The sequence below is a fragment of the Anaerococcus nagyae genome (assembly GCF_040364225.1).
Classification (GTDB): domain Bacteria; phylum Bacillota; class Clostridia; order Tissierellales; family Peptoniphilaceae; genus Anaerococcus; species Anaerococcus nagyae.
This window is the reverse complement of the sequence record NZ_AP031484.1, coordinates 263,149-283,738: the sequence shown is the minus strand read 5'-3', so window position 1 is coordinate 283,738 and position 20,590 is coordinate 263,149. Positions and strand designations below refer to the sequence as shown.

The following is a 20,590-nucleotide window of genomic DNA, read 5'->3' as shown; positions in this document are numbered from 1 at the left end:
TTATTCTCCTAAATTTATTTTACCAAGATGCTATCCAAGCACCATTTGTGTATTTATCATAATCTTTTTTTGTTTCATCTGTTTGATAATATTTTACAAGTTCTTTGTATGCTTCATTGTCTTTATCTTCAGCTCTTGCAGCAATAACATTTACATAAATCTTAGCATCTGGATCTTCTGGGTCTTCTAGATAAATAGCATCTTCTTTTGGACTTAAACCAGAATCTAGGGCGAAGTTATCATTTATGGCAGCTGCTACCACATCATCTAAGCTTCTTGCCGTTTGAGCTGGATCCATTTCTATAAATTCTAAGTTCTTTGGATTTTCTGTTATATCATCTAGGGTAATTGATTCTCCTGGTTCGCCCTTTACTTTTATAATTCCTGCACTTTGTAAGAGGAATAAGGCTCTTGGGCCATTGGATGGGTCATTTGAAATAGCTATCCTATCTCCATCTTTTAAATCATCTAAGCTTTTTATTTGATTTGAATAAAATCCTAATGGAGCAAGCATTGTATCACCAATTGAAACTACTTTTTCCTCGCCTTGTTCATCATTGAATTCATTTAAAAATTTATAATGCTGATAGCTATTTACATCTATGTCTCCACTTATAAGTGCTTCATTTGGTTGAGCATAATCAGAGAATTTAACTAATTCCGCTTTTTTGCCTGTTCCTTCTTCATATCTTTTGATAACTTCATCCCAAACTTCATTTTTTTCACCTACAACACCAATTTTAATTGTATCGCTTACTTCTGTTTGAGCTTTATCTTCTGTACCTTTGTTTGTACTTTCATTTGCATCATTTGATCCACATGCGCTTAATCCTAATGCTAGAGCTAATCCTAAAGTTAATTTTCCTAATTTGTTCATTACTTTCCTCCTTAATGACTTGTTTTTCTAATTAGTAAATTTGCAACGGCCTGAATAATAAATACGACTACTAATATCAAAATAACACTTACTACTACAACGTCGTCTTTGTAGCGTTGATAACCTACAGCTATGGCTAAATCACCTATTCCTCCACCACCTATAAGTCCTGCCATAGCAGTTAAACTTAAAAGTGATATGAGAGTAATGGATGAAGCTCTTATTATACTTGGAAGTCCTTCTCTTAAATAAACACTAGTTATAATCTGAAATGGAGAAGCTCCCATAGATTCTGCAGCTTCAATCTTACCTGGATCTACATCTGCTAAAGCCTGCTCAACTTGTCTTGCAAAAAATGGTACACAAGAAAATACTAGGGGTACTATAGCAGCCTTTGGGCCAATTCTAGTATTAACAATATTTTTTGTAATAGGAGCTACAAGAGCCACTAAGATTACAAAAGGAATAGATCTAAAAATATTTGTCAGCTTATCAAGTATGCTATACACAACTTTATTTTCCAAAATCCTATTCCTGTCAGTAACAACCATTATTACCCCAAGGATTAAACCAAATATTCCTGCAAATATTGCTGAGAAAAATAACATATATAAGGTTGTCTTAAAGTTCTGGGCTATCCTATCTCTTATGGAGTAGGAATAATCAAAAAATCCCATCTTTACCTCCTAAAACTTCTACATCAACATTTCTTTCTTCTAAATAATCTCCTATCTTACCTAAATTTTCTCTATCCCCTGAAAGACTTACTATAAGATTTCCTACTGGAATTCCTGTTATAAACTCTATATTTCCTGCAAGTACATTGGTCTTTACTCCAAACTTATCATAAAGGTCATTTATAAGAGGTTCTGTAGTAGATGCTCCTATGTAATTTAGCTTTACAAGTAACTCATTATCCTTAAGAATTCCAATATTTTGCTTAACTTCTTCTATAGTTTCAGCTACATTTGTAGAAGTTTCTACAAATTCTCTAGTTAATGGTTCTTTAGGCTTTGCAAAAATTTCTATGGTTGGTCCTGCTTCTATGATCTTACCTGCTTGCATTACCGCACACTTATTACATAGGTCTTTTACAACTTCCATTTGATGAGTAATGATAACTATAGTAAGACCAAGCTTCGCATTAAGATCTTTTAAAAGTTTTAATATTTGCTTAGTAGTTTTGGGATCTAGGGCACTTGTTGCTTCATCACAAAGTAAGATTTCTGGATCAGATGCTAAAGCTCTTGCTATAGCACATCTTTGTTGTTGTCCTCCTGATAATTCTCTTGGGTAATTATCAGCCTTATCTCCTATACCAACTACTTGTAAAAGATCCTTAGCTTTTTTAACCTTTTCTTCCTTAGGAATTTTTAATTTTCTTATAGGGTAGATCACATTATCTAGGACTGTAATATTATTTAAGAGATTAAAATGTTGAAAGATCATTCCTATGTTCTTTCTCCTTGCTCTAAGTTCTTTCTTAGGTAAATCTAAAATATTTTCTCCATTTATAAGGACTTCACCAGATGTAGGTCTTTGAAGAAGATTTATAGTTCTGACAAGTGTTGATTTCCCAGCTCCAGAAAATCCTACTATTCCATATATATCATTTTTTTCTACCTTTAGGTTTACATTATCTACAGCCTTAAAGCCATCGAAGTCTACTATTATATTTTTTAAATCAATCATCAAAAGCTCCTTTTAGGAAGTCTAGTGCAAATTTTACTTGTAGTCCTACAGCGTATTTGATCCCTTCTGGATTTATATCAAATTCCGGTGTATGAGATCCTGCTGAAATTCCATTTTTCTCATCTCTTACTCCAAACTTAGTATAAACTGATGGACAAAGTTTAGAATATCCAAAAAATGATTCTGAGCCATAAGTGGGATTACCATCTAAGAAGGAGGTTGGATAAATATCATTAAGAGATGTTATAACTTTTTCCGCAAGATCTGGATCATTGATAGTTGGATAAGCAACTATTCTTGTATAATCAGAAAATTCCACATAGCATTTATGAACCCTAGCAGTAGTATTTACTACCTCTTTTAAAACTTCGAGAGCATCTTCCCCAGCTTTATCATCAAAAAATCTCAATGTCCCTTTTACATTACATCTATCAGGAATAACATTTGAAGCAGATCCACCATTTATAGAGCCAAGTCCAAAAGTTACTGTCTTACTTACATCAAGTTGGTTAACCCAAGCTGTTGTAAGAGCAGTAACAATATTTGCAGTAGCTGTAAGAGGATTGATGCACTTATCTGGTCTTGAACCGTGACCTCCCTTACCAATAACATCAAATTCTACTCCAGCACATCCTGCATGAGATAGGCCTTTTAAGACTTTTATTTGTCCTACTTCTAAAAATGGTGATTGATGGTTACCATAGCAAGCATCTAAATCTTTATCTTTTAAATGCTCAACCATTGCATCGATCCCACCGCCAGTTTCTTCACCTTCTTCAAAGATAAAGTAAATTTTTCCACTTAGTTCATCTTTAAAATCGGTTAGGATCTTTGCTGTTGTTAAAAGTGTAGCCATATGTGAATCATGTCCACAAGCATGACTTACTCCCTTATTTTTTGAAACTACAGTCTTTTTATTTTTTAAATTGTTCTCACTTTCTAGTATAGGAAGTGCATCTATATCAGTTCTAATTCCTAAAGTATTACCAGTTTTTCCTGTATCGAGCAAGGCTGTAAATCCAGTAGTATTTTTTGCATCTTCTACTAAAAGACCGAGCCTTTCACATTCTTTTTTTAAATATTCTGCTGTCTTATATTCTTTATCACTTACTTCAGGATTTTCGTGTAAGTAATTTCTCCGACTTACAGTATCAGCAAAGTATTGGTCTATTTTCTCTTTTATTTTTTCATTACTTGCCATAAATTACCTTTCTAAATTTGTCAATAAAAAAACGCCCTTAAATTCTATTTCTAGAATCTAAGGACGATATTATTCGCGTTACCACCTTAATTTATGTATACTCACGCATACATACTCTCATCAAGTACTATCATACTCTACTTCTATAACGGGAAGTCCCGTGCAAATCTAATATCGACTTGCCCCATCAAAGGCCATCTTCATCTAAACTTTTAGTCACCCATCTCACCAATACTGGGCTCTCTGTAGATTATCCATCTAGACTACTCTTCTTTTCATATGGTTTTGTAAAACTATTTGATGAAAATATAATACCACCAAAGAAATTCTTTGTCAAACATTTTTTGAAATTTATAAATATAAATGAATATCTTTCATTTTTAAAAGTATAAAAAAATTGGAGGCTAGTTAGCCTCCAAGGGTGGTAAAATAAATTCATTTATAATATACTCGCTAAAATAGTATTTGCAAGACTAAATACCGCTTTCTCTAAAATACCTATAAGGAAATTTGTACCATCTTGGATTTGGCATATAGTCTTTTATATTTTTTGAAAGTTTTTTAGAAAAATATTCTTCTAGTTCATAAAGACGGTTTTTTCTTATTTCAAAATACTGATTCTTGCCATGATTTTGGGCTACTCCTTCACACCTTTTTCCTATACCTAGAAATTCAGTTTTTATGAGTCCATCTAAAAGTTGAATTAATAAATCATAATCGTTATACTCATTATATTTAAGGAAATTTTCTACAAAGGCCTTATCCTTATCAGAAACATTCCAATCTCCCACATAAGCATTAACATTTGTTACTTGAAAACTATGAGTAAGAGCTATTCTTGCTGGGAAAAAATAAGAATCTGCCCTAAGTATCTTATAACCTTTTAAAAAATGAGCTGCATCTTTTTTATAATATGATTTTCCTATATCATGGAGTGCACCACAGGCAATTGCTACATCTGGATCAAGACCTAGTTCAGGCGCCATATTTTTTGCTGTTTGCCCTACTATCCATGAGTGAAGAACCCACTTCCCAGGACTTTTCTCATACCCTTCTTCTAAATATGCTATTATTTTATCTTTATTTGGAATATTGCCAAAACCATCTTTATACATTTTTTCTTATCTTTCCATATGTGTATATAGTTTTATCCTCTGTAGATCTAAGCCTATAATCTACCTCTTTGTTATCTTCACTATATTCGCCAATTATTATTTCTTTATTTCTGATTTCATTTTTATAAACTATATTAATAAATTTTATGTCCTTAGTGCTTAAAGAACAAAGATCAGATATATAATCAAAATACACAGCATTATTTACATGAAAATTGCTGTCTATATCAGTATACCTTATTTCTATATTTTTATGCTTATTAAAGCTATCTTCATAAGTCAAATCTTCTTTTTCATAAATAAGCGGGTCATTACCATAAGCTTCTATAAGTTCTTCGCTCATTTTTACAGGTCTCATTCTTTCTATATCTATTAATAAAAATAATCCATAGGCCTTAACTATTATTTCTCCATCTCTTTTTATATAGACATTTCTATGAGCATAGAATTTGTGTGTACCTACAACATTGGTAGTCACTTCTACTTCATCAAATTCCTTTATTACATCTATAATTTCAATATCCCAAGAATAAACTATCCACCTGAATTTTGACATATCAATATCTTTTTCTAATATATGTGAATGAGTTAAGGATGTATCTGCCAAAAGATTAGCTAAATTTCTCAAGGATAAATTTTGATATCTATCACAGAGCATGTAGGGTATTTTAAAAGTTCTTGTATAAGACATAATTCCTTCTTTCTTGTTAGTATCATTTATATTTTTATAAAAATTTAATAATTATTGTATAAAAAAAACACACCAATCATGATGTGATTTTTTTCTCTAAACCCCAAGTATTAATTTTGATATATTAAAATAAATTATTAGTGATAAGGAGTCAACTATAGTGGATATTAATGGGCTTGCCATTATTGCTGGGTCTACTCCTAGTTTTTCAGCTACTATTGGTAAGAGCGCTCCTACTGTTTTTGCCATTACTACTACAAATATAATAGTAAGTCCCACTATAAGAGAAACTTGTAATGCTACTTTATCAAAGAAAAAGCATTTTAGAAAGGCTACTATTCCCAAGGCCAAACCACATATAAGTCCTACCGTAATTTCTTTAAGCACAACCTTTGCCCAATCACTTGGTTCTATATCGTGGGTTGCCATTGCACGTATGACCAAGGTTGATGCTTGGCTTCCTGCGTTTCCTCCTGAATCAGTAAGCATCGGAACAAACATATTAAGAGCTATAACTGCCTTAACTACATACTCATAGCTACGCAAAATCGTTGATGTAAAAGTAGCTGATATCATGAGAAACATCAGCCAAGGGATTCTATTTTTAGCAAGAGAGAATGGACTTCTTTTTGAATAATCTTCCTCATCTGGTGTGGTACCTGCTATACGTTGGAAGTCTTCTGTTGCCTCTTGTTCTATAATCCACATTATATCATCTACTGTAATAATACCTACTAGCCTATTTGTCATATCTACTACTGGAAGAGCTGTAAATCCATATTTTTGAAATTTATGAGCTACATCCTCTTGATCATCTGTTGTATAAACTGTTATTACATCTTCATACATCAATTCTTCTATACGTGTATCAGGTCTACTTGTAACTATTAACCTTAAAGAAACATAACCTAAAAGTTCTTTAGTAGGACTAGTTACATAGCAAGTATAAACTGTCTCGCTATCATTACCTACTTTCTTTATATGAGCTAGAGCTTCTTTTACAGTCATATATGGTTTAATTTCTACAAACTCTGGAGTCATCAAAGTTCCCGCAGAGTATTCTGGAAATTTGAGGTATTCATTTACGAGTTTTCTCGTATCACTATCAGAAGAACGCAAAATCCTTTGAACCATAGCTGCTGGCATTTCTTCTAGTGTATCTACCTTATCATCAAAATTTAATTCATGCAATAGTTCTTTGAATTCATTTTCATTTAGGCCTTTTTGAAAATTTTCTTTCTGATCAGAATCAAGCTTTGCGAATACTTCTACTGCGTCTTCTTTTTTGAGTAATCTAAATACTACTAGGGCTTCTTCTGGAGTTAATTCTTCTAAAAACTCTACTATATCTGCAGCATTGGATCTACGTAGAAGTTCAGATAATTCATTTGTCTCTTTGTTTTCTAATAGATGATAAAGTTCTTTTACTCTATCTTCTGTTGAATTATAATTACTCATCTTATCTCCTCCTACATAGTTATACCTGGAAGAATCGCTTGAGCTATATTAAAGTAAACGATAAGCCCTAGGGAATCTACAATTGTTGTGATAAGTGGACTTGCCATTATTGCTGGATCTGCGCCAAATTTTTCAGCAACCATAGGTAAAAGTGAACCTATGGCCTTAGCCATTACAACTATGGCAAGAATAGTTAAAGCTACAACAAAGGCAACATTGATTGCAACTTTATCAAAGAAATAACTTTTTAAAAAGGCTACTATTCCCAAGGCCAAACCACATATAAGTCCTACCGTAATTTCTTTAAGCACAACTTTTGCCCAATCACTTGGCTCTATATCATGAGTTGCCATTGCACGTATTACAAGAGTTGATGCCTGGCTGCCTGCATTACCTCCAGATCCTGTAAGCATTGGTATAAACATATTAAGAGCTATAACAGTTTGGATTACATCTTCATATCTTTTTAATATAGTAGATGTAAATGCTCCTGAAATCATCAAAAACATCAACCAAGGAATCCTATTTTTTGCAAGATCCCAGGCTGTCATTCTAGAATAATCTGATTCTTCAGGTGTGGTACCTGCTATACGCTGGAAGTCTTCTGTTGCCTCTTGTTCTATAATCCACATTATATCATCTACTGTGATAATACCTACAAGCTTATTAGCATGATCCACTACTGGTAAGGCTGTAAATCCATATTTTTGAAACTTATGAGCTACATCTTCTTGATCTTCTGTAGTTTCTACTGTGATAACATCCTCATACATTAAATCTTTTATCTTTACATCAGGCTCGCTTGTAACTATTACTCTTAATGAAACATAACCTAATAGTACTTTTTTAGGACCAGTAACATAGCAAGTATAGACAGTTACCTTGTCATGCCCAACTTTTTCTATATATTCTAAGGTTTGACCAACAGTCATATCTGGACTTACCTCGACAAACTCTGTAGTCATCAAAGTCCCTGCAGAATATTCTGGAAATTGTAGGTATTCATTTACCAAATCTCGAGTTTGGCTATCAGAAGTTTCTAGTATATTTTGAACCATCTGAGCTGGCATTTCTTCAAGGGTATCGATCATATCATCGAAATTAAGTTCATCTAAGATTTGTTTGAATTCATCTTCATTTAGACCACTTTGAAGCTTCTGCTTATCCTCTTGATCAAGCTCCGCAAATACTTCTATAGCATCTTCTTTTTTAAGAAGCCTAAATATAACCAAGGCTTCTTCTGCTGGTAAATCTTCTATGCATTCTACAACATCGATTGGATTAGTTCTCCTAAGAAGTTCCGTAAGCTCATCTATTCTCTTTTTTTCTAAGAGATAATTAAGTTGTCTAATCCTATGCTCACTAGATTTGTACTTATACATAGTATCACCTATTTTATTTCATTAAGAAGTTCAGCTAAAGCTCTTATAAATTGGTCATCATGTTTAAAATCTAATTTATTTAAGTCAAGATCTTCATTAGCTTCAACTTCTATATCTGGAGTTACACCTACCTTATTAATTTCTGTGCCATTTGGTGTAAAATATTCACTTATAGTTATCTTTGCACCAGCACCATTATCTAGAGTAAAAACTTTTTGTACGACACCCTTACCAAAAGATTGAGTACCAACAATTTTTGCACGTCCTCTATCTTTTAATGCTCCTGCAAGAATTTCACTAGCTGAAGCTGAATTTTCATTTTGGATAAGTACTATTGGAATATCATCCATATCTGCATCAGATTTTTCTTTAACAACGTTTCCTTTTTTATCTTTTGTACTTACTATAACTCCTTCATCAAGAAAGTTATCAGCTATGTTTATTACAACATCTAAAGCTCCACCTGGATTATTTCTAACATCTAATACTAAACCATCAATATTTTCAGATTTAAGTCTATTAAAACTTTCCGAAAAGTCATCCCAAGTTACATCATCAAAAGCCTTGATATGGATATATCCGATCTTCTTATCATCTATTTCTACTATATCATCATCTACAGTATCAACTGAAACATCTGATCTTTTTACCTCTATATCAAATTCCTTAGAGTTGGATGAATCTTCTTCCGTTCTAAGAATAGTAAGCTTGACGCTACTACCAGGTTCGCCCTTTATTTCAGCAACTGCTTCTTCTAATTGATCTGGGCCAAAAGATTTACCATTTACCTTAGTTATATAATCTCCTGGCTTTATTCCAGCTTCTTTTGCAGGTGAATTATCAAATACTGAAACAGCCTTTATGTATCCTTCTTTGCTGGCTTGGACAGATACTCCTATGCCTTGATAACGTCCATCCAGAGTTTCCATCAACCTGCTAAATTCATCTTTTGTATAATATGCTGTATAAGGATCACCTAAATTTGCAAACATTCCCTTAAGAGATCCTTCATAAATCTGATCATCGTCAAAGTCAAATAGATAATTTTGCTTTAGCAATGCTTTTAGGTTTTCCATTTCAGCAATATGTTCCTTATCTCTATTATTAGAAGTAGATGAAATATTCATATTACTACCTAGGGAAAAACCTGTGAATCCTACACCTGCAATAAGCAAAAGTGCAAGTATAAACTTCCCGAATTTTTTCATAATTCCTCCAATCATACATATAATTCATACCCTTATTTTCAGAGTCATAATAATATAACTATACAACAATTTTTCTCAGTTTTAAATATATATAATAGCTATTATTTATAGCAATTTAAAATCTTATAATAAAAAAAGAGGATATGAAGTGAGATACAAAATCTGAAATACAAACTTTATCCCTATCTTAACAAACCTCTTTTTATTTAAGCATATTTACTTTTGTGTATTTGCCCAATTTAGGGTTTCTTTTATTAGCTTATCTGTATCTTCTTCTCTTACTCTAAGTTCATCATATGCTAATTCAGTTGGCAATCTAAATTCCATACTGTTTGCTCTAAGCATGTTTACTTGTCTAATGCCGTGTTCAACACCTTCCTGATCTGTTAATTTTTCATCTTCTTTATAAGCTTCTTCTAGTTCATCAAAGCTCATTACTTGAAGTTCAGTAGATTCTTCTTGACCTAATTCTTCTAGAATTTTTTTATAAAAATCTTCATAGCTTATATATCCTGTAGATACCGGATAAGTTCTCCTGTGTTCTCCATTTTCAAGAGCAGATATAGCTGCTTGTCCAACTTGGCTTGCACTTATTGTTGCAGCTCCACCTGTTGTAACTGGCATAAATTCTTGACCTCTTAGCATATCTACATACATAGACCAAAGAGGGATTTTACCTTCCATGGTTCCAAAAATATATGGAAGTCTAAGGACTGAAACATTCATCGCTCCGTCTCCTTCATACATTGCTACTTTTTCTTGAAGTAGTCTGGTTTCTACATAAGGTTCTTTTTGATAAGAGTATTCCCTTAGTTCCATATTATTTTCTGCAAATTCTGCAGTATATGAGCCTAACAACACGAAACTTTTCACTCCAGACTCTTTAGCAAGTCTTGCAATCCTTTGAGTTGGCAATACATTTTTTTCATAAAAAAACTTGCGTGCAGGCTTTTGTGGTACTATTCTCTCATCAACACCACCTGCATATACAAAGCCATCACATCCACTTATCAAACTAATAATTTCTTCATCATTTAAGTCAAAGAAATTTTGTATAATAAACTCTACATTATCCTTCTCTTTAAATTGTAAATTTTCTGGAAGTTCTACAATATCAACAGTTTTTACAGAATATCCACGATTTGTAGCTTCTTTTATTGTGTGATAGCCTAAAAATCCTGCCCCGCCCAAGACAAATATTTTATTTAAATTTTCCATAATATCTCCTAATCTCTGCTAATATAATCATAGCTTATATTATAATAATCTTCCACAGCAATTTGTTGAGTACCTTCTTTAAGATCATCTACTGCAGATACTCCCTCTAAGATTTCAACAAGTCTCATAGCAAAATAAACAGTAACAGCAGCACCTCTACTTGTTGTAATGTTTCCATCCGTTACTACTATCTTGTTATCAATGTATTGACCTATATTATCAAGATCTTCTTCTATAGTTGGAAATGAAGTCACTTTTTTGTTAGACAATACTCCTGCACGATTTAATACAATTGGACCTGCACATATAGCAGAAATGATTTTACCTTCATCATTAAACTCTTTTATAATATCTATGACCTTATCATTATCCCTTAAACTTTCTGCACCTTTTGTACCTCCTGGTACATAAAGGCCTTGATAATCATCTAGATTTATATCATTAAGCATCTTATCAGCTTTTATAATAACATTTGATTTTGTTGTGATATATATATCATCCTCTGTAGCGACTGTATCTACAATAACATCTACACGTCTTAAATAATCTATTACAGTTAAAGTTTCTACATCTTCACAGCCATCAGCCAAAAATACTAAAATTTTATTCATATTAACTCCTCTCGATTGTATTTTTACCCCAGAAATGCTAATAAGTTTTACAGTTTCATATATATATATTTAAATAAAAGAGCTTTATATGAACTTTATTTAACTACTTTATATGATCCATCTATTAGCTGTATAGTAGAGCTTTTAAGGCCCGTATCTATACTAGTAAGCCCTTGCGGTCTATTGCCATCGTTGTCTATAATCCTTGATTCTCCTATCTCATTGTCACTTTTTAAGAAATAATTATATGATACGAAGTCTTCTATATTTTCTATATCTCCTTCATTAAAAGTAATAGTTGGATCATCATAAGTTACATCTATGTTATACCAATTACCATCTACCTTTACCATATTCCAAATATGAGCTTCTCCTGTTTTTTTTGAAGTTCCAGTAGCATATCTTACATCAAGACCTACCTTTGTTGCTAGTTTATCAAAAAGAGTAGCATAAGCATTACAAACTCCACCATTGCCATAAAGTATACTTGCAGGATGGTAGATAGAATAACCACCACTCATATTATTGCTATCTCCTCTATTATATTGATTTTGAGTTACTATAAAATCATGAATTTTTAATACCTTATCAATATCAGTGTCATTTGCACTAATATTTTCTCTCACCCACTTATTAGCAAAGCTTTCTACTTCTTTTTCAACTGATGGATCTTCTCTGTAACTTACATTAAAGGTAGCAGAATTAACATAGAACTTATCTCCTTTAGCTCTTTTAGGATTATATTTAGTTTTTATATTCGTTCTGCCATACATACTATAAAAGAAATACCAGTCTTCTTTAGCTGTCTCTAGAAACCATTCTTGCAACTGAGAATTTGTTGTGTAACCATTTACATTTATAGTAAATTCAGTATTTCTATTATTTAAATTAGATCTTATAATGTTTTTAATTCTGATATTTAGATTATCAGTATCTTTTACTTGGCTTCTAGCCCTGTATACTATATTTAATAAATCTTCTGATTCTTTTATTAATCTTTCAAGGTAAGCTTTCTTATCTCCTTTAAATGTATTTGGTGCATGAGCTAAAAGATACTTAGCAGCTTTAACAGTACTTTCTAGATCGGATGTATCAATTTGTGCAACTTCCTCTACACTACTTGCATAAGCAGTAGATGTAGATATAGGTATATCTATTACTGGGCCTATTGCTAAAAAAGCAGCAAGACTAGCCGTTAAAAGTTTATTTTTCAATGCAAACTCCTAAATATTTTTTATTTATATTATTATATAATATACATTTTTTTACCTTATTTTAAAGTTTTAAAATATTTATTTATGAGAATAATCCATAAGTTATATAATTTTATACTATATATTTTTCTTATAAAAAAAAGACCAGCAATGGTCTTTAAAAACTTATACTTTATTATAATCTACTATATTTTAGAAAGCATTAATTCCCCTTCAGCTATTAAAGCTTCTGATTCTTTTATTAATCTTTCTAGCAAATCGGCATTCTTCTTAGAAAAATTAACAGCTCGCTTTTGCAAAGTTTTAGCTGCATTAATTGTTATTTTACTATCTTCTATAGCTTTCATTAATTCCTGCTTTTGGACACTACGATACGTTTCAGATTCTATTACATTTTTAGCATTATTTATTCTTATGGTTGCTTGCCTTAATTCCTCATAATTAGTTGAATCTAGTCTAGCGAGTAAATATTTACCATTATTTATAGCATTTTCATATTCTGCCTTAGATTCTTGACTAGCATAGTTATAATAAGCATTACTATTTACGACATTTACCATGTCATCAACAGCTATCTTTAATTGAGAAACTTGATTATTAAAATTTGAATTTTGACTAGTTGCCTGTGCTTGAGATTCATCTGCATGAGCTATAGGGCTAGCAATTCCTAAAAAAGCTAGGTTTGTTACTAAAAGTATTTTAAACAAATTTTTATTGTTTTTCATATTATCTCCAATCTGTAAATTTAACCTTTTATGCCATTTATATAATTTAAGACTTGTTTACCTTCTAATATTAGTTCGTTAGCTTTGTCAATTAACCTTTGTAAATAATCTATATTTTTACTAGAAATATATTGCGCATTTTCTACTATTACTTCTGCTCCCTTTTTTATAAGTTTACATTCTTCAATAGTTTTTTCTAAATTCTTAATTTCATCTTGCTTTTTTTTCATTTATATTTGGGGATAGTTTGACTAGGTTATTTTTAGAAGCTATTAACTTATTATAAGCTGATTTTAATTCTTCTATACTAGAGCTTGGATTTTCAAGTGTAGATTTCGCAAAGATCACAGCATCATTATAATAAAAATAAGTCTTTTTTGTATATGTAGACTTGTTATCTCTTATAGTTACTGAATTTTCTAATTCTTTTTTTATTTTATTAACATCATCATTTCTTAAATTATAAGTGTTAATATCGTCATTACATTCTTTTAAATTTGATTCTTGACTAATCTCAGATTCTAATGTAGAGTAACTATCCATTTCTTAAGCATTTGCTTTAGGAATAATTAATATAAAAGCTAAAGTTAGGTAGGCTTCAAATTTAATTAATTTTTCCTTCATTTACAACTCCTTATTAATTGGAAGTTTCATTTTGGACATTATATCCCTAAATATACTTAATAAAGCTAGCTAAAAAGACCCAATAGGGCCTTAGATTCTAATTATTCAGCTTTTAGTTGTGCAAGAGCATCTTGTGCTTTTTCTAATAAATCATTTGATTCATCTAATAAAGAGTTTAGTTCATCTTCATGTGCCTTAGTAGATTCTGGTGAGATTTGGAATAACAGTTCAACCGCACGTTGAGATGATCTTAAATCAAATATAGCTTGTTCCAATTCTTCTATTTTCTCTTCTTTGGATTTATTATCTTTTGAGGATTCTTTTTCTGTATTAGCTTCTTCAGATTCTTTATCTTCATCAGATTTTTCATTGTCCTCTAAATCCTCTGTTTTTTTATCTGTAGATTCTTCTTCATTTTCTTCTACTTTATCAGAGTCTTTTTTATCTGTTGCTTTTTCAGTAGAATCTGCTGCTTGCTTTTCATTTTCTTCAACTACTGGTGTTTTTGCTTCTTCTTTTTTATTTTCATCTTCTACCATATTGTCACATCCAGTAAGACCAATTCCTAATACTAATGCTGCTACTAATGTTTTATTTAATTTCATCTTTTCTCTCCTTTTTTATACCCTCATTTTTATCCTTATTTTTACCTGTAAGAACAAAAGCTCCTACGGCTACTGCTAATACTATTATTACTCCTGCAAGTGATTTTATACCAGTCCTTACTATGGATCCTGGATTTATTGTTGCAGGAACTTGTCTAGTTGTTGTTACTGGTGTGGTTGTAGTAGTTGTCTTTGGAACAGTAGTAGTTGTTTTTGTAGTAGAAGTAACTGGACTATTGCTACCACTAACTCCGCCCTTAGGTATAGCTTTATTTAACTCAGATTCAACCGCTAAAAGATCATCCATAGTGGTATCTCCACTTTCAGATAATCCATTTATTTTTTTCTCTAAGTCCGATCTAATTTTTGAATCAGCTATATTTTTGCCTTTATCAGCAAAGATAGACTCTAGTTCTTTTAGTTTTTCTTCAAACTTATCCCCGTCAAGAGCTTCTTTTGCATCTTCTAACTCTTTCAAGGATTTTCTTAATTCTTCTTTTGAGGATCTCTTATCTTTAATAACTTCCTTTGCATCAGAAATAGCTTTTTCATATTTTTGTTTTAATGAATTCTGAGCCTTGGAGTATTTATCAGTATTTCTAAAGTCATGATCTTCATCTATTATTTTTTTAATAGATGCACTTAAATTTTCATCAGATTCCTCTTTGTCAGAACTATCATTATTTAGAATTTTATCAACTATAGGTTTTATTTCACTTTGACTTAGAGCACTAATTAATGCTTTTTTAGAATCTTCTTCACCTTGGCTAGTTTTAGAATTCTCCGCTGCCTGTATTGCATCTACAAGATTTTTACCTTGAGTAAGACCAACATCATTTTTGTAATCTTTATCTTTTGTAACTTTATAGGCAAGATCTACTAATTCTTCTAAAGATAGTTTATTTAGACCTATATTTTCATCATTATCATTGATTAATTCTCTAAATGGTTTTAGAGCCGCTTCTAGATCACTTATTGCTGATTTGATTCCCTCATCTGTACTAGCTTTCATAGCTTCTTCATAGGCATCCTTGAGTCTTTCTCTTTCAGTTTGTGCAAATTTTGAAAAACTCTTATGATTTATAGCAAACTTTGCTTTTGATATTAAATCTTCTAAGTGAGATTTGTCGTTTTCTTCACTTGTATCTTCATAATATCCTAAATCTTTTAAGGCTTTTTCAATATTTTCTATACAATTATCAATATCTTCAGTAGAAATCGGCTTTTCATTAGCATATTCAGCTAATAAATCAATTGCTTTATTTATAGCTTTATCATAATTCTCTTTACTTTCAACAGAAGCATTCTTATATACTAAATCTTTCTTAACTACTTCTGAATTATTTTTAAGTTTTTTAAGCTCAATTATTGCCTTATCAATTTTTCCTAAATCATTACCTTTATCTGAGTTTTCAAGTTCTCTTTTAATAATATTAATTTTATTTATTATATTCTCTACATCATTATCAGAATACTTATCTGCACTTATAATTTTTTCTGCTTCTTTTATAGCATTATCATAATCTTTTTTAGCTTCAGCAGATGATTTTTTATAAGTATTATTTTCACGATAATTATCAGCTTCATTAACTAATCTTTTTAAGTCATCGATTGTATAAGTTCTTGAAGAATTATTATCATCTAAAGTTTTTATAGGTACTGGAGCTAAAGTTAGGGTTGCACGTTTTAGATTATTTAAGGCCTTGTTTAGTTCTTCAGTAGATACTTTAGAATCAGCTAATAAACCTTGAGCTCTTTTCTTAGCTATATTATAAGTTTCTTGGGCAGATTTACTTGCCTTATCGTAATTTTGAGGTTTATTAGAATATGTTTTAATTTGTTCTTTTAAGCGATTAAATTCAGTGTTTTCTCTATTTATATTAGATAAAGCTTTATTATAAGCATTATTTAAGTTTCTATAACTAGAAACTAAATCATCCGTACTTGAATTAGGATTATCGTAAACTTTCTTTGCAATATTAGATGAAGTAGATAAGCTATTTACTATATCTTTACTAGATATCTTTGAATAATCGCTAGATTCAGTAAATTTTTTTACAGTATTTACTAAGTTCTCTAAATCACTATGGGCTTTACCATATGCAATTGAATCAGTATCCTTAATACTTTCAATATCATCACTTGTTAAGGCTGAAGCTCCATCAAGTTCATACTTTCCTTCTAATTCATTAATAATACCAGCTAAATTTTTATTTTGTTTATCAATATCACTTGAATCCACTTCATTGTTATTTAAGATATTAGTTGATTCATCTATAGCACTTGTTAATCTATTTTTATCTTCATTACTGATATTTTTATTTACTATGGAAACTTCTAATTTCTTAGCCATTGCAATTGTTGAGCTAAGAGCTTGTCTATCTTCATATGTAATATAAGAATTCCCACCTAAATTTTTCTTAGCAGTTTTTATATTATCTATTAAAGTTTTCTTATCTTTATTATCAGTATCACTAGAATTTTTTGCGTTATTAATAGCTAAATCGTAAGTTTCTCTTTCAATTTTGCTAGCATTTTTGTAACTAACAGAGTCTTGTATAGTACTTTGCTCATCTATTAAACTATTTAATTCTTCATTATTTTCTTTTTGATCTTCAATCTCAGCTGCATAGGCAGATGAATTAATATTGTAATTTCCTAAGGGAATAATTGTACCAACAGCAATAGCTAAAGCAACAGTTCCCGCATATACTTTTTTCTTTTTCATTTATAGCTCCTAAATAAGTATAAACCTAAGTAATTAACTTAATTTTAGATACATAAATTATACAGTATATATATAGTAATGTCAAAAATATCAAGAACTGATTTGTTGTTTAAATATTGAAATTCCAACAATACCTAATTTTGATATCTAATCCTTATCATAAACTAATTATAAAAAATTAATATAAGTTTTAAATAAAAAATAAAGAGATAGATATTATTAAATTTTATAAAAATAAATTCCAAAATAAAAAATAAGCTTATAAATAAAGAAACGTTATACTATATTAGTATATGGACATTAATACTATAAAAAAGATCTTGATGGGATTAAATTTTGTACTAAGTTCCAATTGGGTTTAAATGCAAGCATTTAAAACTTCTGTAATGAATAAAATTAATACAGGAAACTAAAGGCACATAACTCGTTTGTACAATAATATTTATTATATAGATAATAAAAAAAGACACCCTATAAAAGGGTGTGAACTTGGTGGGCCTCCAGGGACTCGAACCCTGGACCTACCGGTTATGAGCCGGGCGCTCTAACCGACTGAGCTAGAGGCCCACAATATAAAATATTGTGTTAAACTTTTTTATATTTAATTTTATAAAACATAAAAACTTATGGTGGACCTGAGTAGACTCGAACTACCGACCTCACGCTTATCAGGCGTGCGCTCTAACCACCTGAGCTACAGGTCCATAATTATTGAACTTTCACTAATAACGTTAAGCTCTAGATCGGCTTACTCTTGGCAGGGGAGACAGGACTTGAACCCGCGACATCCGGTTTTGGAGACCGACGTTCTACCAGCTGAACTACTCCCCTATATGAGTTGACAAGCTCTATAAAAAAATAAAACAAGAATACTTGTTTTATGGTGCCCAGAGGCGGAATCGAACCACCGACACGAGGATTTTCAGTCCTCTGCTCTACCGACTGAGCTATCTGGGCATTTTAAAAATATAATGGCGGAGAAGGAGGGATTTGAACCCTCGCATCCCTTTTGAAAGGATCTACTCCCTTAGCAGGGGAGCCTCTTCAGCCACTTGAGTACTTCTCCTAATCAGTTATTAATTTATGATTATATAAAATATTAATAACCTATATTTAAATAGGTGTATTGGCGGAGAGGAAGGGATTCGAACCCTTGTGAGCCAAAGACTCTAACGGTTTTCAAGACCGCCCCGTTATGACCGCTTCGGTACCTCTCCAAATATACTTAACAAGTAAGTATCTTATTTAGTTATAAAAGTAATCAAATGGCAAAAGATTCCTTTTAAGCCAATCGATATTGACTTTTGCCTTTTATATAAGATTAGATTAGCCTATCTCATGCGAAATAGGCTATTCTTAGATGGTGACCCATCGGAGATTCGAACTCCGGACACCCTGATTAAAAGTCAGGTGCTCTACCGACTGAGCTAATGGATCGTATGGCTGGGATAGCAGGACTCGAACCTACGCATACCAGAGTCAAAGTCTGGTGCCTTACCGACTTGGCTATATCCCAATATTTTAGTACGCGGTTATTAATTACTATACTCTAATATATAAGTTTGTCAACATATATATCACAAATCGGTCAGACTTGTTGTGGCGCGCCCTCCAGGATTCGAACCTGGGACACACGGATTAGAAGTCCGTTGCTCTATCCAACTGAGCTAAGGGCGCCTGGAGCGGGTGAAGGGAATCGAACCCTCGCAACCAGCTTGGAAGGCTGGGGCTCTACCACTGAGCTACACCCGCAAAATAACATCTCCAGCTTTCATAAAAATTCCAATCAGCTGGACAAGCATTTTGGTGGGGATGAGCGGATTCGAACCACTGAAAGCAAAGCTAACGGATTTACAGTCCGTCCCATTTGGCCAACTCTGGAACATCCCCAAGTATATCATTTTCATTAAAGTTTTATAAACTTTTTGGAGCTGATGATAGGACTTGAACCTACAACCTATTGATTACAAATCAATTGCTCTGCCAATTGAGCTACATCAGCGCATTGGATCACTGTTGCAATCCAAATGGCGACCTGGATGGGATTCGAACCCACGACCTCCGCCGTGACAGGGCGGCATTCTAACCAGCTGAACTACCAGGCCATAAATCATCAGTTTTTATTCTAATACTTATGTCTTACTACATTACTCTAAATGATATCTCTAAAGCTAAGTAGATTATAAATTTGGTGGAAGTAACAGGGCTCGAACCTGTGACCCCCTGCTTGTAAGGCAGATGCTCTCCCAACTGAGCTATACTTCCGTAAAGCAGAACTTTTATAAAGTCCTCGAACTTCGTTCTGCGGTATTTCGTGCTGTAGCACGACTCCTTTATGAGCCAGAGAGGCTTATTTGGTGACCCTACCGAGATTCGAACTCGGGATACCACCGTGAAAGGGTGGTGTCTTAACCGCTTGACCATAGGGCCTTATTAAAACGACTTAATAAGTATAACATATATAGTTAAGTAATACAAGTCTTTTTTACAGAAATTTGGTTGCGGGAGCTGGATTTGAACCAACGACCTCCGGGTTATGAGCCCGACGAGCTACCAAACTGCTCTATCCCGCGATATTTTACATAAACACATAATAATGGTGCCGAGGACCGGAATCGAACCGGTACGATGTTTGACCATCGCAGGATTTTAAGTCCTGTGCGTCTGCCAGTTCCGCCACCCCGGCACAAATATAAAACTCATCTAACCTTAGTGACTTTTATAACACTAAGACTAATTTGGCGCTCAGGGTGGGACTCGAACCCACAACCTACCGGTTAACAGCCGGGTGCTCCACCATTGAGCTACCTAAGCATATCATACTTAATTAAATCTATACCATATTTCCCATTTTATATCTCACTAGCCAAAATGGCTAGCTGATATTAAATGTTCAGCAGCTTCCTACTCTACCGGGAGGTCACCCTCCGAGTACCATCGGCGTTAGTAAGCTTAACTTCTGTGTTCGGTATGGGAACAGGTGTATCCTTACTGCCATCGCCACTGTATTTCTTGACCTAACCTGAAAACTTGTTTTCGTTGGTAGGTCAAATGTCGCGAAATAGAAAACATGATGTCCGCACGCTATAGGACTGATTTCGTTCTGTAGCCGACCTGCCACGTTTTAAAGTTTTGGTTAGTATTTTTGAACCTATTAAATAGCCGCTCAGTTAAACTTACCATCATACGGATTGATTGTCCATACGATTGGTTCGTAAGTGTCTGCCAATCTTAAGACCTT

Annotated in this window: 17 protein-coding genes, 18 tRNA genes, 1 rRNA gene and 1 other annotated feature; all 36 genes read right to left on the bottom strand. The window is 32.4% G+C overall.

Annotation, left to right across the window (positions count from 1 at the left end):
* Positions 1–19: 19 nt before the first annotated feature.
* Positions 20–877 (bottom strand): MetQ/NlpA family ABC transporter substrate-binding protein, encoded by an 858-nt coding sequence (locus tag ABXG81_RS01350; RefSeq protein ID WP_101540364.1) that lies wholly within the window; start codon positions 875–877, stop codon positions 20–22.
* Between the two features lie 11 nt (positions 878–888).
* The gene (locus ABXG81_RS01345) at positions 889–1,554 is read right to left on the bottom strand and encodes a methionine ABC transporter permease (RefSeq protein ID WP_117521896.1); all 666 of its coding nucleotides are present in this window, start codon (positions 1,552–1,554) and stop codon (positions 889–891) included.
* A complete protein-coding gene (locus ABXG81_RS01340) occupies positions 1,541–2,569 on the bottom strand; it encodes a methionine ABC transporter ATP-binding protein (protein ID WP_209814734.1) in 1,029 nt (342 codons plus the stop codon). The genes ABXG81_RS01345 and ABXG81_RS01340 overlap by 14 nt, the downstream gene beginning before the upstream one ends.
* On the bottom strand, positions 2,562–3,770 hold the full coding sequence (locus ABXG81_RS01335) for an amidohydrolase (protein ID WP_353528938.1): 1,209 nt from the start codon (positions 3,768–3,770) through the stop codon (positions 2,562–2,564). Before ABXG81_RS01335 ends, ABXG81_RS01340 begins: the two co-directional genes overlap by 8 nt.
* A gap of 56 nt (positions 3,771–3,826) precedes the next feature.
* Positions 3,827–4,058: a binding site (T-box leader), on the bottom strand.
* A gap of 185 nt (positions 4,059–4,243) precedes the next feature.
* Positions 4,244–4,885, bottom strand: coding sequence for an HDIG domain-containing metalloprotein (locus tag ABXG81_RS01330; RefSeq protein ID WP_353528937.1), 642 nt, complete (start codon positions 4,883–4,885; stop codon positions 4,244–4,246).
* Positions 4,878–5,576, bottom strand: a complete 699-nt coding sequence (locus tag ABXG81_RS01325) for an acyl-ACP thioesterase domain-containing protein (protein WP_353528936.1) — start codon at positions 5,574–5,576, stop codon at positions 4,878–4,880. Before ABXG81_RS01325 ends, ABXG81_RS01330 begins: the two co-directional genes overlap by 8 nt.
* 96 nt (positions 5,577–5,672) lie before the next feature.
* Positions 5,673–7,034: a magnesium transporter gene (gene mgtE / locus ABXG81_RS01320; RefSeq protein WP_117521901.1), complete on the bottom strand. Its 1,362-nt coding sequence runs from the start codon at positions 7,032–7,034 to the stop codon at positions 5,673–5,675.
* Positions 7,035–7,045: 11 nt separating this feature from the next.
* The gene (mgtE, locus tag ABXG81_RS01315; RefSeq protein WP_316116463.1) at positions 7,046–8,416 is read right to left on the bottom strand and encodes a magnesium transporter; all 1,371 of its coding nucleotides are present in this window, start codon (positions 8,414–8,416) and stop codon (positions 7,046–7,048) included.
* Between the two features lie 8 nt (positions 8,417–8,424).
* On the bottom strand, positions 8,425–9,624 hold the full coding sequence (locus ABXG81_RS01310) for a S41 family peptidase (RefSeq protein WP_316116465.1): 1,200 nt from the start codon (positions 9,622–9,624) through the stop codon (positions 8,425–8,427).
* A gap of 216 nt (positions 9,625–9,840) precedes the next feature.
* Entirely contained in the window at positions 9,841–10,842 is a 1,002-nt protein-coding gene (locus tag ABXG81_RS01305; protein ID WP_117521904.1) for an NAD(P)-dependent oxidoreductase, read from the bottom strand.
* An 8-nt stretch (positions 10,843–10,850) separates the two neighbouring features.
* On the bottom strand, positions 10,851–11,453 hold the full coding sequence (locus ABXG81_RS01300) for a DJ-1 family glyoxalase III (protein WP_117521905.1): 603 nt from the start codon (positions 11,451–11,453) through the stop codon (positions 10,851–10,853).
* A gap of 95 nt (positions 11,454–11,548) precedes the next feature.
* Entirely contained in the window at positions 11,549–12,667 is a 1,119-nt protein-coding gene (locus ABXG81_RS01295) for a transglutaminase domain-containing protein (protein ID WP_209814749.1), read from the bottom strand.
* Positions 12,668–12,852: 185 nt separating this feature from the next.
* The gene (locus tag ABXG81_RS01290; protein WP_316116468.1) at positions 12,853–13,392 is read right to left on the bottom strand and encodes a hypothetical protein; all 540 of its coding nucleotides are present in this window, start codon (positions 13,390–13,392) and stop codon (positions 12,853–12,855) included.
* Positions 13,393–13,412: 20 nt separating this feature from the next.
* Positions 13,413–13,622: a hypothetical protein gene (locus tag ABXG81_RS01285; RefSeq protein WP_353528935.1), complete on the bottom strand. Its 210-nt coding sequence runs from the start codon at positions 13,620–13,622 to the stop codon at positions 13,413–13,415.
* A complete protein-coding gene (locus ABXG81_RS01280; RefSeq protein ID WP_353528934.1) occupies positions 13,603–13,935 on the bottom strand; it encodes a hypothetical protein in 333 nt (110 codons plus the stop codon). The genes ABXG81_RS01285 and ABXG81_RS01280 overlap by 20 nt, the downstream gene beginning before the upstream one ends.
* Positions 13,936–14,117: 182 nt before the next feature.
* Complete coding sequence (locus ABXG81_RS01275) at positions 14,118–14,621, bottom strand: hypothetical protein (protein WP_147318534.1); 504 nt, start codon at positions 14,619–14,621, stop codon at positions 14,118–14,120.
* Entirely contained in the window at positions 14,608–17,349 is a 2,742-nt protein-coding gene (locus ABXG81_RS01270; RefSeq protein ID WP_353528933.1) for a hypothetical protein, read from the bottom strand. Before ABXG81_RS01270 ends, ABXG81_RS01275 begins: the two co-directional genes overlap by 14 nt.
* Positions 17,350–17,839: 490 nt before the next feature.
* Positions 17,840–17,916: transfer RNA gene (locus tag ABXG81_RS01265), tRNA-Ile, on the bottom strand.
* A gap of 60 nt (positions 17,917–17,976) precedes the next feature.
* A tRNA-Ile gene (locus ABXG81_RS01260) sits at positions 17,977–18,053 on the bottom strand.
* 51 nt (positions 18,054–18,104) lie between these two features.
* Positions 18,105–18,180: transfer RNA gene (locus ABXG81_RS01255), tRNA-Trp, on the bottom strand.
* A gap of 50 nt (positions 18,181–18,230) precedes the next feature.
* Positions 18,231–18,306 (bottom strand) — tRNA-Phe (locus ABXG81_RS01250).
* Positions 18,307–18,321: 15 nt separating this feature from the next.
* A tRNA-Ser gene (locus ABXG81_RS01245) sits at positions 18,322–18,415 on the bottom strand.
* A 61-nt stretch (positions 18,416–18,476) separates the two neighbouring features.
* Positions 18,477–18,566: transfer RNA gene (locus ABXG81_RS01240), tRNA-Ser, on the bottom strand.
* Positions 18,567–18,710: 144 nt separating this feature from the next.
* Positions 18,711–18,786, bottom strand: a tRNA-Lys gene (locus ABXG81_RS01235).
* Positions 18,787–18,789: 3 nt separating this feature from the next.
* Positions 18,790–18,865: transfer RNA gene (locus ABXG81_RS01230), tRNA-Gln, on the bottom strand.
* Between the two features lie 84 nt (positions 18,866–18,949).
* Positions 18,950–19,026, bottom strand: a tRNA-Arg gene (locus ABXG81_RS01225).
* A gap of 1 nt (position 19,027) precedes the next feature.
* Positions 19,028–19,101: transfer RNA gene (locus tag ABXG81_RS01220), tRNA-Gly, on the bottom strand.
* 52 nt (positions 19,102–19,153) lie between these two features.
* Positions 19,154–19,239 (bottom strand) — tRNA-Tyr (locus ABXG81_RS01215).
* 36 nt (positions 19,240–19,275) lie between these two features.
* Positions 19,276–19,351, bottom strand: a tRNA-Thr gene (locus ABXG81_RS01210).
* 26 nt (positions 19,352–19,377) lie between these two features.
* Positions 19,378–19,454: transfer RNA gene (locus tag ABXG81_RS01205), tRNA-Asp, on the bottom strand.
* Positions 19,455–19,538: 84 nt separating this feature from the next.
* A tRNA-Val gene (locus tag ABXG81_RS01200) sits at positions 19,539–19,614 on the bottom strand.
* Between the two features lie 90 nt (positions 19,615–19,704).
* Positions 19,705–19,779, bottom strand: a tRNA-Glu gene (locus ABXG81_RS01195).
* Between the two features lie 66 nt (positions 19,780–19,845).
* Positions 19,846–19,922 (bottom strand) — tRNA-Met (locus tag ABXG81_RS01190).
* A 24-nt stretch (positions 19,923–19,946) separates the two neighbouring features.
* A tRNA-Leu gene (locus ABXG81_RS01185) sits at positions 19,947–20,035 on the bottom strand.
* Positions 20,036–20,088: 53 nt separating this feature from the next.
* Positions 20,089–20,163, bottom strand: a tRNA-Asn gene (locus ABXG81_RS01180).
* A 77-nt stretch (positions 20,164–20,240) separates the two neighbouring features.
* Positions 20,241–20,357, bottom strand: a 5S ribosomal RNA gene (rrf, locus tag ABXG81_RS01175).
* Positions 20,358–20,590 lie beyond the last annotated feature (233 nt).